Source organism: Streptomyces sp. NPDC051987 (genome assembly GCF_040680735.1).
Taxonomy (GTDB): domain Bacteria; phylum Actinomycetota; class Actinomycetes; order Streptomycetales; family Streptomycetaceae; genus Streptomyces.
The window spans coordinates 1-13,439 of sequence record NZ_JBFAXI010000147.1; the positions used below are offsets into that span (position 1 = coordinate 1).

The 13,439-nt window shown below is 73.9% G+C and carries 12 protein-coding genes; 8 read left to right on the top strand and 4 right to left on the bottom strand.

The genetic code is table 11. The features are described 5' to 3' along the window. Positions 1-126: 126 nt before the first annotated feature. Both AB0M11_RS39510 and AB0M11_RS39515 read right to left on the bottom strand, forming a co-directional pair. The gene (locus AB0M11_RS39510) at positions 127-1,455 is read right to left on the bottom strand and encodes a PH domain-containing protein (protein ID WP_365713469.1); all 1,329 of its coding nucleotides are present in this window, start codon (positions 1,453-1,455) and stop codon (positions 127-129) included. Beyond that, a complete protein-coding gene (locus AB0M11_RS39515; protein WP_365713471.1) occupies positions 1,452-1,955 on the bottom strand; it encodes a PH domain-containing protein in 504 nt (167 codons plus the stop codon). Before AB0M11_RS39515 ends, AB0M11_RS39510 begins: the two co-directional genes overlap by 4 nt. A 31-nt stretch (positions 1,956-1,986) precedes the next feature. Here AB0M11_RS39515 and AB0M11_RS39520 point away from each other — a divergent pair, with 31 nt between their 5' ends. Next, entirely contained in the window at positions 1,987-3,138 is a 1,152-nt protein-coding gene (locus AB0M11_RS39520) for an NADH-quinone oxidoreductase subunit D (protein ID WP_365713473.1), read from the top strand. A gap of 6 nt (positions 3,139-3,144) precedes the next feature. Here the strand turns inward: AB0M11_RS39520 and AB0M11_RS39525 are convergent, their stop codons facing one another. Next, positions 3,145-4,209 (bottom strand): SAM-dependent methyltransferase, encoded by a 1,065-nt coding sequence (locus AB0M11_RS39525; RefSeq protein WP_365713475.1) that lies wholly within the window; start codon positions 4,207-4,209, stop codon positions 3,145-3,147. Between the two features lie 118 nt (positions 4,210-4,327). Here AB0M11_RS39525 and AB0M11_RS39530 point away from each other — a divergent pair, with 118 nt between their 5' ends. Then, on the top strand, positions 4,328-5,533 hold the full coding sequence (locus AB0M11_RS39530; protein WP_365713477.1) for a sensor histidine kinase: 1,206 nt from the start codon (positions 4,328-4,330) through the stop codon (positions 5,531-5,533). Between the two features lie 98 nt (positions 5,534-5,631). Next, positions 5,632-6,306: a response regulator transcription factor gene (locus AB0M11_RS39535; RefSeq protein WP_365713479.1), complete on the top strand. Its 675-nt coding sequence runs from the start codon at positions 5,632-5,634 to the stop codon at positions 6,304-6,306. A 167-nt stretch (positions 6,307-6,473) separates the two neighbouring features. On the opposite strand, the gene AB0M11_RS39540 is transcribed toward AB0M11_RS39535, so the two are convergent. Beyond that, positions 6,474-7,664: a beta-eliminating lyase-related protein gene (locus AB0M11_RS39540; RefSeq protein ID WP_365713481.1), complete on the bottom strand. Its 1,191-nt coding sequence runs from the start codon at positions 7,662-7,664 to the stop codon at positions 6,474-6,476. A 174-nt stretch (positions 7,665-7,838) separates the two neighbouring features. On the opposite strand from AB0M11_RS39540, the gene AB0M11_RS39545 reads away from it, so the two are divergent. Genes AB0M11_RS39545 through AB0M11_RS39565 form a run of 5 tightly spaced genes read left to right on the top strand, consistent with a single transcriptional unit; the run spans position 7,839 to position 13,320 of the window. Continuing rightward, the gene (locus AB0M11_RS39545) at positions 7,839-8,795 is read left to right on the top strand and encodes a DUF2520 domain-containing protein (protein WP_365713483.1); all 957 of its coding nucleotides are present in this window, start codon (positions 7,839-7,841) and stop codon (positions 8,793-8,795) included. Continuing rightward, on the top strand, positions 8,792-9,793 hold the full coding sequence (gene panC / locus AB0M11_RS39550) for a pantoate--beta-alanine ligase (RefSeq protein WP_365713485.1): 1,002 nt from the start codon (positions 8,792-8,794) through the stop codon (positions 9,791-9,793). The genes AB0M11_RS39545 and panC overlap by 4 nt, the downstream gene beginning before the upstream one ends. Continuing rightward, a complete protein-coding gene (locus tag AB0M11_RS39555) occupies positions 9,790-11,535 on the top strand; it encodes an L-aspartate oxidase (protein WP_365713487.1) in 1,746 nt (581 codons plus the stop codon). The genes panC and AB0M11_RS39555 overlap by 4 nt, the downstream gene beginning before the upstream one ends. Before the next feature lie 5 nt (positions 11,536-11,540). Beyond that, a complete protein-coding gene (gene nadC / locus AB0M11_RS39560; protein ID WP_365713490.1) occupies positions 11,541-12,518 on the top strand; it encodes a carboxylating nicotinate-nucleotide diphosphorylase in 978 nt (325 codons plus the stop codon). A 4-nt stretch (positions 12,519-12,522) separates the two neighbouring features. Next, the gene (locus AB0M11_RS39565; RefSeq protein WP_089099902.1) at positions 12,523-13,320 is read left to right on the top strand and encodes a type III pantothenate kinase; all 798 of its coding nucleotides are present in this window, start codon (positions 12,523-12,525) and stop codon (positions 13,318-13,320) included. Positions 13,321-13,439: the final 119 nt, after the last annotated feature.

Genomic DNA, 13,439 nt, shown 5'->3' on the forward strand with positions numbered 1-13,439 from the left:
CCCCGCGCCCCTTCGGGGGCGCCTGGTGCAGCGCCCCTCAAGGGGCGCGGGGAACTGCGCGCTCAGCCCCACGCAGCCGCACCGACCACCACCGCCCGCCGCCCGCCGCCCCCGGCACACCGGCCGTCAGGCCATCCAGCGGTCCGGCGGCGCGCTGCGGCGCCCCGTCCGGCTCCGCTCGGCCTGCTCCCGCAACAGCACCGCCGCCTCCTCGGCGCCCCGCAGCCGCGCCGTCACCGTCTTGTCGGCCCCCGTGTCCACATGGACGTCCGCGAGCCGCCACAGCCGCCCCCAGGGCCCCTGGGTCAGCCGTACGCTCTGGACCTTGGCGTGCGGGACCAGTGCCAGGCGCCGGCGGAGCAGCCCGTGCCGCGCCGCGAACACCGCGTCGGTGACCGCGAGTCCGTACCCGCGCCACCACAGCGGTACGCACCAGCGGGCCCGCCCCGGCGGCCGCCGCAGCTCGCCCGGCACCGTCACACCGGGCAGCACGCGCGCGACGACCGACTCGGCGACCGCACGCGGAGCGACCGGCACCAGCACCGAGTTCGCCGACCCGGCCACGTCCAGTTCCACCCGCACCCAGCGCAGCGGCCGCCACATCAGCGGCTCCACGATCCGCACGGTCTGCACCCGCCCCGGCGGCACCGTCTCGTGCGTGCGGTCGAGCAGCCCGTGGTCGATGCGCAGTCCGTCCGGGGACTCGCCCACCGTCCAGTCGTACTCGCCGACGAACCGCCCCACACTCGTCGTCGCCGCCGCGCCGAGCAGCGGCACGGCGGTGGCGAGGACCGTCCACACGCTGTGGGTGGCCAGCCAGAGGAACGGCGGGGCGACCAGGGCGGCGGCCAGCGAGCCCCAGGTGGCGCCCGTCAGCAGGATCGACACCGCGAGCTTGTTCGGGGGCACGCGCATCAGTTCGTGCGCCGGCGCCTCCCCGACCTCGTGCGCGGTCTCGGGCGCGAACCCGGCGGCCCGCGCCAGCAGCTCCGCGCGGAGCCGGCGCGCCTCGCCCTGGCCCAGGAAGGCCAGTTCGTCCTTCTTCTCGGTGCCGACGACGTCTATGCGCAGCTTGGCGACGCCCGCCACGCGCGCGAGGAGCGGCTGGGTGACGTCGACGGCCTGGATCCGCTCCAGCCGGATGTGCGCGGTGCGCCGGAACAACAGGCCGGTGCGTATGCGCAGTTCGCTGTCGGTCACCGAGAAGTAGGTGAACCACCAGGTGAGGAAGCCGTAGAGGGCCCCCGCCGTGACCAGGGCGGCGAGCCCGCCCAGGACCATGGTCGTGGTCAGCTTCGTCAGCTGCTCCTGCGCCTGGTTCGGGTCGTGCACCGCCCAGCCGGTGAGCACCGCGACCGGAGCCCACGCCCGCCGGAACGGCGTCACCGGGTGCAGCCGCCGCTCGCCCTCGGCCTTGCCCGCCCCCACGGTGCTCTCGACGCCCGGCGCGGTCACAGCCCCGCCGATCGGGCCTCGCCGAGCTCGGTGAGCCGGTCGCGCAACCGCTCCGCCTCGGCCGGGTCGAGGCCGGGGATCGTCGCGTCGGTGGCCGCGGCCGCGGTGTGCAGCTGCACGCTGGCGAGCCCGAAGTGCCGCTCGACGGGCCCCGAGGTCACCTCCACCAGCTGCATCCGTCCGTACGGCACCACGGTCTCCTCGCGCCACAGCACCCCGCGGGTGATCAGCAGGTCGTCGGCGCGCTCGGCGTACCGCCAGGACCGCCAGTTGCGGCCCAGCAGGACCCACCCCCAGGCCAGCGCGGCCAGTGGCAGCAGCGCGCACGCCGCCCACTCCGGGCCCGCCAGCAGGCCGAGCAGCAGCCCCACGGCCAGGGCGGCCAGCCCCAGCCAGACCACCAGCAGCAGCCGGCGCATCCGCAGCAGACCGGGCGGCAGCCCCGTCCAGACCGGTTCGGTCCCCTTCGTCCCGGCGTCGGCCGGGCTCCCCGTCTCCATGAGGCCAGCGTACGTAGGAGAGACTGGGGCCATGACTCCTACGACCCGGACCACGGTCGGGATCGGCGGCGCCGCGGAGAGCACCGACATGGTGCTCAACATCGGCCCCCAGCACCCCTCCACGCACGGCGTGCTGCGGCTGCGGCTGGTGCTGGACGGCGAGCGGATCGTCGCCGCGGAACCGGTGATCGGCTACATGCACCGCGGTGCGGAGAAACTCTTCGAGGCCCGCGACTACCGGCAGATCATCATGCTCGCCAACCGGCACGACTGGCTGTCGGCCTTCTCCAACGAGCTGGGCGTGGTCCTCGCCGTGGAGCGCATGCTCGGCATGGAGGTGCCCGTCCGCGCGGTGTGGACGCGCACCCTGCTCGCCGAACTGAACCGGGTCCTCAACCACCTGATGTTCCTCGGCTCCTATCCGCTGGAGCTCGGCGGGATCACCCCGGTCTTCTACGCGTTCCGCGAGCGCGAGGTGCTGCAGAACGTCATGGAGGAGGTCTCCGGCGGCCGCATGCACTACATGTTCAACCGCGTCGGCGGCCTCAAGGAGGACCTGCCGGCCGGCTGGACCGCACGCGCGCGTGCCGCCGTCTCCGCCGTGCGCTCCCGGACGGACGTCTTCGACGACCTGGTCCTCGGCAACGAGATCTTCCGCGGCCGCACCCGCGGCGTCGGCACCCTCACCCCGGAGGCCGTGCACGCTTATGGCGTGAGCGGGCCCATCGCGCGCGCCTCGGGCGTCGACTTCGACCTGCGCCGCGACGAGCCCTACCTGGCCTACGGCGAGCTCCAGGACACCCTGAAGGTCGTCACCCGCGCCGAGGGCGACTGCCTGGCCCGCTTCGAGTGCCTCCTGGAGCAGACCCACAACGCCCTGGACCTGGCCGACGTCTGCCTGGACCGTCTCGCCGACCTGCCGCCGGGACCGATCAACCAGCGGCTGCCGAAGGTCCTCAAGGCGCCCGAGGGCCACACCTACGCCTGGACCGAGAACCCGCTGGGCATCAACGGCTACTACCTCGTCAGCAAGGGCGAGAAGACCCCGTACCGGCTGAAACTGCGCTCCGCCTCCTACAACAACATCCAGGCCCTGACCGAGTTGCTGCCGGGAACGCTGGTGGCGGACATGGTCGCGATCCTCGGGTCGATGTTCTTCGTGGTGGGCGACATCGACAAATAAGGGCGGTCAGTGGGCAGACGGCACATCGCCGCCTCTCCGACGGAGCGTCTGGAGCAGCGCGTCCTTGAGGCCCACCGGCTGGAGCAGCCAGAGGAAGTCGCCCAGGCCGCCGGGGGCGGTGAGTTCGGCGGCCTCTCCCGCGGTCGCGAGGGCCCGCACGTATCCGGCGGGGTGCGTGGAGGCGAGCGTGAGCGGAGGGCGTGCGCCGGTCAGGCCGAGGGCGCGCAGAGCCTCGCGTTGGGTGCACAACAGCGCGTCGGGCAGCCTGAGCGCCGGGTCGAGCGCTGCGCACGCGTCCAGCGCGACGTGCGCGGTGATGTCGCACGCCCCGTCCGGCACGGGTGCCGTGGCCCGTCCCGCGCGGAAGCCGGTCAGCGTCCCGAACGGGGGGCGCGTGGCCAGGGTGTGCGCATAGTCCACGGCCACCGCGAGCCCCCGCTGGAGGCTGGTGACGGCGGACGCCCAGGCCCGGTCCCGGGGCAGCCCGATCTCCGCCCGCAGTCCCGGCTCCGCACCGAGCGGCCACCACTGAGCGAGCCACCGCGCGTCCGCGTCCGGCACCTGCTCGCCGAGCAGCTCGGCGCCGTCCGGGCGGACCAGCACCAGCCGGGTCACCCCGGCCGCGTCCACCTCGGCGACGTCGACGGGCACGTTGTCCAGCCACTCGTTGGCGAAGAGGAGCCCGGTGACCGTGCGGGGGAGCTCGGTCAGCCAGGTGATCCGGTCGGGCAGGCCAGGCGGGCGGTCGGCGAGTTCCACGGCGTACGCACGCGTGCGTGCCGCCACGTCCGCGGGCAGCGCCGCGAGCACCCCGGCGACCAGCTCGCCCCGGCCGGCGCCCATGTCGACGAAGTCCAGCGTCTCGGGGCGGCCCAGGGCCTCGTCCACCCGGCACAGCAGCTCGGCCACGGCCTCGGCGAACAGCGGTGACGCGTGCACCGACGTACGGAAGTGGCCGGCCGGGCCCTCCGGGCGGCGGTAGAAGCCGCCGGGGCCGTACAGGGCCGCCTCGGTGGCCGCACGCCAGCCACGTGCGTCGTCGGCCGTCTCTCGCGTCGCCTCATCCGTCACCGGCCCAGACTAGGCGCACAGGTGATCACCTTCTCCACCTTGCGGAGTACGCGTGCGGAACAGGGATCGGCCCTCCGGTTGACCCCTGCACCTATCACGCTTCCCTACGCTGGGTTACGTGCAGCGCCTCTATGACTTCCTCCGCAGGCACCCGACATGGGTCGACAGCTTCTGGGCCGTCGTCCTGTTCGGGATCTCCGCCGCGAGCGCCTGGAAGCTCGGGGCGAACCAGGGACACCACGGACCCAGGGCCGCCATGCTGGCCGTGTCCGTGGTGATGAGCGTCGTCGTCGCGCTGCGCCGTCGCTTCCCGGAGCCGATGCTGCTGCTGGCCGGGGCCACCGGCCTGGCCCAGCTGGTGCTGGACGTGGAGACCACCGTCGCCAACTTCGCCATGCTGGTGATCGTCTGCACGAACGCCGCCGTCGGCGCGCGCTGGGCGTCCCGGTTCGGCCTCTACGCCGGGCTGTGCGCGGCACCCCTGGCGCAGATCCGGTGGCCGCAGAAGGAGGCGAGCCTCGCGGGGCACCTCGCGATCGTGCTGTTCCAGACGGTGCCGTTCGTGCTCGCCTGGGTGCTCGGCGACTCCATGCGCACCCGCCGCGCCTACTTCGAGCAGCTCGAGGAGCGCGCCGCCCGGCTGGAGAAGGAGCGCGAGGCGCAGGCCAAGGTCGCGGTCGCCGCCGAGCGCGCCCGGATCGCGCGCGAGCTGCACGACGTGGTCGCGCACAACGTGTCCGTGATGGTGGTCCAGGCCGACGGCGCCGCCTACGTCCTCGACGCCGCCCCCGACCAGGCCAAGAAGGCCCTGGAGACGATCTCCTCCACCGGCCGCCAGGCCCTCGCCGAGATGCGCCGCCTGCTGGGCGTGCTGCGCACCGGGGAGCACCAGGAGGCCGGCGAGTACGTCCCGCAGCCCGACGTCGAGCAGATCGACGAGCTCGTCGAGCAGTGCCGCAGCTCCGGCCTGCCCGTCGACTTCAAGGTCGAGGGCACCCCGCGCCCGCTGCCCAGCGGCGTCGAACTCACGGCGTACCGGATCGTGCAGGAGGCGCTCACCAACACCCGCAAGCACGGCGGCCCCAACACGGGCGCCAGCGTGCGGCTGGTGTACTTCGACGACGGACTCGGCCTGCTGGTGGAGGACGACGGCAAGGGCGCCCCGCACGAGATGTACGAGGACGGCGGCGCCGACGGCCAGGGACACGGCCTGATCGGCATGCGCGAACGCGTCGGCATGGTGGGCGGCACCCTCGACGCGGGCCCCCGCCCTGGCGGAGGATTCCGCATCAGCGCCCTGCTCCCGCTCAAACCGGCGCACTGACGCAGACGCACGCCCCCGGCTGACACCTGTCACGCCCCCCGGAGAATCCCCGGGAATCCGCTGACAGACGGACAAAGACGGAAACGGAAGAGGACCCGATGACGATCCGCGTGATGCTCGTCGACGACCAGGTGCTGCTGCGCACCGGGTTCCGGATGGTGCTCGCGGCCCAGCCGGACATGGAGGTCGTCGCGGAGGCGGGCGACGGCGTCGAGGCCCTCCAGGTGCTGAGAGCCACCGCCGTGGACGTCGTCCTCATGGACGTGCGCATGCCCAAGCTGGACGGCGTGGAGGCCACCCGGCGCATCTGCGCGGAGCCCGACGCGCCCAAGGTGCTCATCCTGACCACCTTCGACCTGGACGAGTACGCCTTCTCGGGGCTGAAGGCGGGCGCCTCCGGCTTCATGCTCAAGGACGTGCCGCCGGGCGAGCTGCTGGCCGCCATCCGCTCCGTGCACAGCGGCGACGCCGTCGTCGCGCCCTCCACCACCCGGCGGCTGCTCGACCGTTTCGCGCCGATGCTGCCGTCCGCCGGCAAGGAGCCACGGCACGAGGAACTGGACCGGCTCACCGACCGTGAGCGCGAGGTGATGGTGCTGGTCGCCCAGGGCCTGTCGAACGGCGAGATCGCGGGCCGGCTGGTGCTGTCCGAGGCGACCGTGAAGACGCATGTGGGCCGCATCCTGACGAAGCTGGGGCTTCGGGACCGCGTGCAGGTGGTTGTGCTGGCCTATGAGACGGGGCTGGTGCGGGCGGGGGGCGGATACGGGTGAGGGGTGAGGGGTGAGGTGGGGCCGGGCGCCCAGGAGGGTGCCTGGTGCTGTTGGGTGGCGGGTGCGGGTGTCGTGTGGTTGCTCGCGCGGTTCCCCGCGCCCCTGAAGGGCGCTGCACCGAAGGGGCGTTGCACTGAAGGGGCTGTTGCAGTGGCAGGGCGTTGCCTCTAAGGGGCGGGTGTGGGGAGCCGGGTCACGAAGTCCGTGGTCGCTGTTCTCACGTCCTCGGCGGTCCATTCCAGGCCTGCCCCCGTCACCGTGACCTCGGTCATGGACAGGCCGGGGCCCTGGGCCTGCCATGCGTCCGGGAAGAGGTACGTGCCGGTCTGCTCGGCCTGGCTCGCCGCCGCCTCCATCAGGGTGCGGGGCTCGTACGGCAGCCAGACCTGGAACTGGTGGGTGTGCGGTTGCCCGGGGTGGACGCGGGACCAGGGCACGCCCGCCTCTGCGAAGCCCTCGCGCAGGGCCGCGGCGACCACGCGCGCGTGGCGGACGTAGTCCGGGAGGCGGGGCAGCTCGCGCTCCAGGCCTACGAGGGCCGCCAGGGCGGTCGGGAACTGCTGGAAGACCAGGCCGCCGTAGCGGTGGCGCCAGGTCTTCGCCTCCTCGACCAGGGACTTGGGGCCGGCCAGCGCGGCGCCGCCGAAGCCGTCGAGGGACTTGTAGAACGACACGTAGACGCTGTCCGCCAGATCCGCGATCTCGGGCAGGGACCGCCCGAGGTGGACGGTGGACTCCCACAGGCGCGCGCCGTCGAAGTGCACCACGGCGTCGCGCTCCCGCGCCGCCTCCACCAGCTCCGACAGCTCCGCCCAGGTGGGCAGCAGGAAACCGGCGTCCCGCAGGGGCAGCTCCAGCATCAGCGTCCCGAAGGGTTCCGCGAGGTCGCGTATCTCCTGGGCGGTGGGCAGCCGGGGCTCGCCGGTGACGCGCACGGTGCGCAGACCGGCCACCTCGCGCAGGGCGGCGCGCTCGTGCACCTCGGGATGGGCGAGGGCGTGCAGGGCGACCGTGGGGTTGCCGGTCCGGCCCGCCCAGCAGCGCAGGGCGACCTGCTGGGCCATCGTGCCGGTCGGGAAGAACGCGGCTGCCTCCGTGCTCAGCAGGGCCGCGACGCGCCCCTCCAGGGCCTCGACGACGCCATTGCCGTAGATGTCCGCCGGCTCGTCGAGGTCGTACACCTCGGGCGCCCCCTCCTGGAGCCGGGCCAGGCGCTCGCGCAGCGGGGCCCGCAGGCCCAGGCGCGCGAGGACGCGGTCGGCCTTCCGGTAGGCGGCTGCGCGCCGCTCCCGCAGCTGCTCGTCGGCCGACCGGGGTTCGGCCGGCTGCTCGTCCTGGGGCGTCGCCGTGTCACTCATGCCGTGGATGATGCCGTGGCGGGGAGGCCGGGGGCACCCGGATTTTCCGCTCCGCCGATGTGACCGGTCACCCACAGCCTGTGGACAACCGATCGGGCCCGGACCGGATAGCGTTAACATGACGAGAAATCGTCCGGTACCCAGAGCGGACTGGAACGGGAAGGCCACCCTCGCGTGAGTACAGTCCAACAGCCAGACCCCAGCGACCGCCCCGCGCGGCTCACCGTCGGTGTCGTCGGCGCCGGCCGGGTGGGTCCCGCGCTGGCCGCGTCCCTGCAGCTCGCCGGGCACCGCCCGGTGGCCGTCTCGGGCGTCTCCGACACCTCCCGGCGGCGCGCCGAGGCGATGCTGCCCGACGTCCCGCTGGTGGCCCCCGCCGAGGTGCTCCAGCGCGCCGACCTGGTCCTGCTGACCGTCCCCGACGACGCGCTGCCCGGCCTGGTCGCCGGCCTCGCCGAGACCGGCGCCGTACGTCCCGGTCAGCTGCTCGTGCACACCTCCGGGCGGTACGGCGCGCGGGTCCTGGACCCGGCCCTGCGCGCGGGCGCGCTGCCACTGGCCCTGCACCCGGCGATGACCTTCACCGGGACCCCGGTGGACGTGCAGCGGCTGGCGGGCTGCTCGTTCGGGGTGACCGCGCCCGAGGAGCTGCGGCTGGCGGCCGAGGCCCTGGTCATCGAGATGGGCGGCGAACCGGAGTGGATCTCCGAGGAGAACCGCCCGCTCTACCACGCGGCCCTCGCCCTGGGCGCCAACCACCTGGTCACCCTGGTCGCCCAGTCCATGGAGCTGCTGCGCACCGCCGGTGTCGAGGCCCCCGACCGGATGCTCGGCCCGCTGCTCGGCGCCGCCCTGGACAACGCCCTGCGCTCCGGTGACGCGGCCCTGACCGGGCCGGTCGCCCGCGGGGACGCGGGCACCGTCGCCGCGCACGTCACGGAGTTGCGCAGGCACGCACCACAGGCCGTCGACGGCTACCTGGCGATGGCCCGCGCGACGGCCGACCGGGCGCTCGCGCACGGCCTGCTGAAGCCGGAGCTCGCCGAGGACCTGCTCGTCGTCCTCGCCGGCGGCTCCACCGGCGGCACCGGCCCGACCGGCACCAACGGCACCGAGGGGAACCCGCGATGAGCACCGCCCTGCTGCGCACCGCCGAGGAACTGCACGCGCGCGTGCGGCACGGACGCCGCGCCGTCGTGATGACCATGGGCGCCCTGCACGAGGGCCACGCCACCCTGATCCGCGCCGCGCGCGAGATCGCGGGCCCGGACGGCGAGGTCGTCGTCACGGTCTTCGTCAACCCGCTCCAGTTCGGCGCCGGCGAGGACCTCGACCGCTATCCGCGCACCCTGGACGCCGACCTCAAGATCGCCGAACAGGCGGGCGCCGACGCGGTCTTCGCCCCCTCGGTCGACGAGGTCTACCCGGGTGGGCAGCCCCAGGTGCGGGTCACCGCGGGACCGATGGGCGCGCTCCTGGAGGGCGCCTCCCGCCCCGGCCACTTCGACGGCGTCTGCACCGTCGTCGCGAAGCTGCTGCACCTCACCCGGCCCGACGCGGCCCTGTTCGGGCAGAAGGACGCCCAGCAGCTGGCCGTGATCCGGCGCATGGTCCGGGACCTGAACTTCGGCGTCGAGATCGTCGGCGTGCCGACCGTGCGCGAGGCCGACGGGCTCGCGCTGTCCAGCCGCAACCGCTACCTGTCAGCCGACGAGCGGCGCAGCGCGCTCGCGCTGTCCCGCGCGCTGTTCGCCGGCCGCGACCGGCACGCGGCCCAGGAGGCGCTGCGCGCGCGGGCGCTCGAGGTGCCCTCCACGCGGGCGCGCGCCGAGGCGCTCAGCGCCATAGGCGAGTCCCGCGCGGCCGCCGACGCGCACGCCGTCGCCAAGGCCGTGCCGAACGCCGCCGCCGCGGTCCGCGCGGCCGCCCGCCAGGTCCTGGACGAGGCCGCCCACTACGACCCGCCGGTCGAACTGGACTACCTCGCCCTGGTCGACCCCTCCGACTTCACCGAGATCGACGACGACTTCACCGGAGAGGCCGTCCTCGCCGTCGCCGCCCGGGTCGGGACGACCCGGCTGATCGACAACCTCCCGCTCACCTTCGGAACCCTCGGAGCCGCCTCGTGACCAGCACAGGCAACAGCACTGGCACCACCACAGGCATACGACTGCACGCGCCCGCGCCGGGGTGGAGCATCTCCGCCGACGTGGTCGTCGTGGGGTCCGGGGTGGCCGGGCTGACCGCGGCCCTGCGATGCCAGGCCGCCGGGCTCACCACCGTCGTCGTCACCAAGGCCCGCCTGGACGACGGCTCCACGCGCTGGGCGCAGGGCGGCATCGCCGCGGCCCTCGGCGAGGGCGACACCCCCGAACAGCACCTCGCGGACACCCTGGTGGCCGGCGCCGGCCTGTGCGACGAGGAGGCGGTACGGATCCTCGTCACCGAGGGCCCCGGCGCGGTACGGCGGCTCATCGACACCGGCGCCATCTTCGACGAGTCGTCCGAGGGCGGACTCGACCTCACCCGTGAGGGCGGCCACCACCGGCGCCGGATCGCGCACGCGGGCGGAGACGCCACCGGCGCCGAGGTGTCCCGGGCCCTGGTCGAAGCGGTCCGCGCACGCGGGCTGCGCGCCATCGAGAACGCGCTCGTCCTCGACCTGCTGACCGACGCCGAGGGCCGCACGGCCGGTGTCACCCTGCACGTCATGGGCGAGGGACAGCACGACGGCGTGGGCGCCGTGCACGCTCCCGCGGTCGTCCTCGCCACCGGCGGCATGGGCCAGGTGTTCTCCGCGACCACCAACCCCTCGGTGTCGACCGGCGACGGCGTGGCGCTGGCCCTGCGCGCGGGTGCGGAGGTCAGCGACCTGGAATTCGTGCAGTTCCACCCGACCGTGCTGTTCCTCGGCCCCGACGCCGAGGGCCAGCAGCCGCTGGTCTCCGAGGCGGTGCGCGGCGAGGGCGCCCACCTGGTCGACGCGGACGGCACGCGCTTCATGGTGGGCCAGCACGAACTGGCCGAACTGGCGCCCCGGGACATCGTCGCCAAGGGGATCCTGCGCCGGATGCTGGAGCAGGGCGCCGAGCACATGTACCTGGACGCCCGGCACTTCGGCGCCGACATGTGGGAACACCGCTTCCCGACCATCCTGGCCGCCTGCCGGGCCCACGGCATCGACCCGGTCACCGAGCCCATCCCGATCGCCCCCGCCGCCCACTACGCCTCCGGCGGCGTGCGCACCGACGCGCGGGGGCGCACGACCGTCCCCGGGCTCTACGCGTGCGGCGAGGTCGCCTGCACCGGCGTGCACGGCGCGAACCGGCTCGCCTCCAACTCCCTTCTCGAAGGCCTCGTCTACGCCGAGCGCATCGCCGCCGACATCACCGCGGCCCGCGCGGAGCACGGCCTGCACGCGCGGGTGCCCGCACCGGTCCCGCACCCCGAGAAGCCCGCGCACCCGCTGCTCGCCGCCGAGACGCGCTTCGCCATCCAGCGGACAATGACCGAGGGCGCCGGCGTGCTGCGCTCCGAGGAGTCCCTGGCCAGGGCCGCCGAACAACTCCAGCGGCTGCACACGGACGCCCGTGACGCCCTGGCCGAGAACGGCAAGACCGCCGAGCCGGGCGTCGACACCTGGGAGGCCACCAACCTCCTGTGCGTCGCGCGCGTGCTCGTCGAGGCGGCCCGCCGCCGCGAGGAGACCCGCGGCTGCCACTGGCGCGAGGACCACGCCGACCGTGACGACGCCACCTGGGGCCGCCACATCGTCGTACGGCTGAATCCGGACCGTTCACTGGCCGTGCGCACCACCGACACCGCAGACTTCCCCCCTACCCGGCCGCACCAGCCACACCAGGAGCAGTGACAGACGTGAGCACCAACGACCTTCCCCTCGCCGACGGCGGCGGCTGCGGCGACGGCTGTGCCTGTGGCGCCGAGGGCGACGAGGAGTACCTGGAGTGCGGGCTCGACCCCGCGCTCGCCGAGCTGCTGGCCGCCGCCGGACTCGACCCCGTGGAGGTCGAGGACATCGCCAACGTGGCCATCCAGGAGGACCTCGCGGGCGGCGTGGACGTGACGACCGTCGCGACCATCCCCGAGGACGCCGTCGCCACCGGCGACTTCGTCGCCCGCGAGGCCGGGGTCGTGGCGGGCCTGCGGGTCGCCGAGGCCGTGGTCTCGGTGGTCTGCGCCGACGAGTTCGAGGTCGAGCGGCACGTCGAGGACGGCGACCGGGTCGAGGCCGGGCAGAAGCTGCTCTCGATCACCACCCGCACCCGCGACCTGCTCACCGCCGAGCGCAGCGCGCTGAACATCCTGAACCGGCTGTCCGGCATCGCGACCGCCACGCGCGCGTGGGCGGACGCCCTGGAGGGCACGCGGACCCGCGTGCGGGACACCCGCAAGACCACCCCGGGACTCAGGTCGCTGGAGAAGTTCGCGGTGCGCAGCGGCGGTGGCGTCAACCACCGCATGTCGCTCTCCGACGCGGCGCTGGTCAAGGACAACCACGTGGTCGCCGCCGGCGGCGTCGGCCAGGCCTTCAAGGCGGTCCGGGAGATGTTCCCGGAGCTGGCCATCGAGGTCGAGGTCGACACCCTGCACCAGCTGCGCGAGGTCGTCGACGCGGGCGCCGACCTGATCCTGCTGGACAACTTCACGCCGGGGGAGTGCGAGGAGGCCGTCGCGATCGTCGACGGGCGCGCGCTCCTTGAGGCGTCCGGGCGGCTCACGCTCCACAACGCGCGGGCGTACGCCGAGACCGGCGTGGACTTCCTGGCCGTCGGCGCCCTCACCCACTCCTCGCCGATCCTGGACATCGGCCTGGACCTGCGCGAGGCGGAGTGACCCCATGCTGCTCACGATCGACGTCGGCAACACGCACACCGTCCTCGGGCTCTTCGACGGCGAGGACATCGTCGAGCACTGGCGCATCTCCACGGACGCGCGCCGTACCGCGGACGAGCTGGCGGTGCTCCTCCAGGGCCTGATGGGCATGCACCCGCTGCTCGGCGACGAGCTGGGCGACGGCATCGACGGGATCGCGATCTGCGCGACCGTGCCGAGCGTGCTGCACGAGCTGCGCGAGGTCACCCGGCGGTACTACGGCGATGTGCCGGCGGTGCTGGTGGAGCCGGGGGTGAAGACGGGAGTGCCGATCCTCACCGACAACCCCAAGGAGGTCGGCGCGGACCGGATCATCAACGCGGTCGCCGCCGTCGAGCTGTTCGGGGGGCCGGCGATCGTCGTCGACTTCGGTACGGCGACGACCTTCGACGCGGTGTCCGCGCGCGGGGAGTACGTGGGCGGGGTGATCGCCCCCGGTATCGAGATCTCCGTGGAGGCGCTGGGCGTCAAGGGCGCGCAGCTGCGGAAGATCGAGGTGGCTCGGCCGCGGAGTGTGATCGGCAAGAACACGGTGGAGGCCATGCAGGCGGGCATCGTGTACGGGTTCGCCGGGCAGGTCGACGGAGTGGTCGGGCGGATGGCGCGGGAGTTGGCGGACGATCCGGACGACGTGACGGTGATCGCGACGGGGGGGTTGGCGCCGATGGTGCTGGGGGAGTCGTCGGTGATCGACGAGCATGAGCCGTGGCTGACGCTGGTGGGGCTGCGGTTGGTGTACGAGCGGAACGTGTCGCGTATGTGAGCGGCCCCGGTGGGGGGGTGGGGGCGGGCCGGCCGGGTCTCGCCCCCGCCGCCCCTACCCGTCCCGTCCCGTCCTTCCAGGGGGTGGGCCCCCTTCGACCGCCCGGCTCGGGGGCTGGG

Excerpts from the sequence above, each read along its gene's own strand:
- AB0M11_RS39540 (WP_365713481.1), bottom strand. The coding sequence starts at position 7,664 with ATGAGTGACACGGCGACGCCCCAGGACGAGCAGCCGGCCGAACCCCGG.
- AB0M11_RS39515 (WP_365713471.1), bottom strand. The coding sequence starts at position 1,955 with ATGGAGACGGGGAGCCCGGCCGACGCCGGGACGAAGGGGACCGAACCG.
- panC (WP_365713485.1), top strand. The coding sequence starts at position 8,792 with ATGAGCACCGCCCTGCTGCGCACCGCCGAGGAACTGCACGCGCGCGTG.
- AB0M11_RS39535 (WP_365713479.1), top strand. The coding sequence starts at position 5,632 with ATGACGATCCGCGTGATGCTCGTCGACGACCAGGTGCTGCTGCGCACC.
- AB0M11_RS39520 (WP_365713473.1), top strand. The coding sequence starts at position 1,987 with ATGACTCCTACGACCCGGACCACGGTCGGGATCGGCGGCGCCGCGGAG.
- AB0M11_RS39565 (WP_089099902.1), top strand. The coding sequence starts at position 12,523 with ATGCTGCTCACGATCGACGTCGGCAACACGCACACCGTCCTCGGGCTC.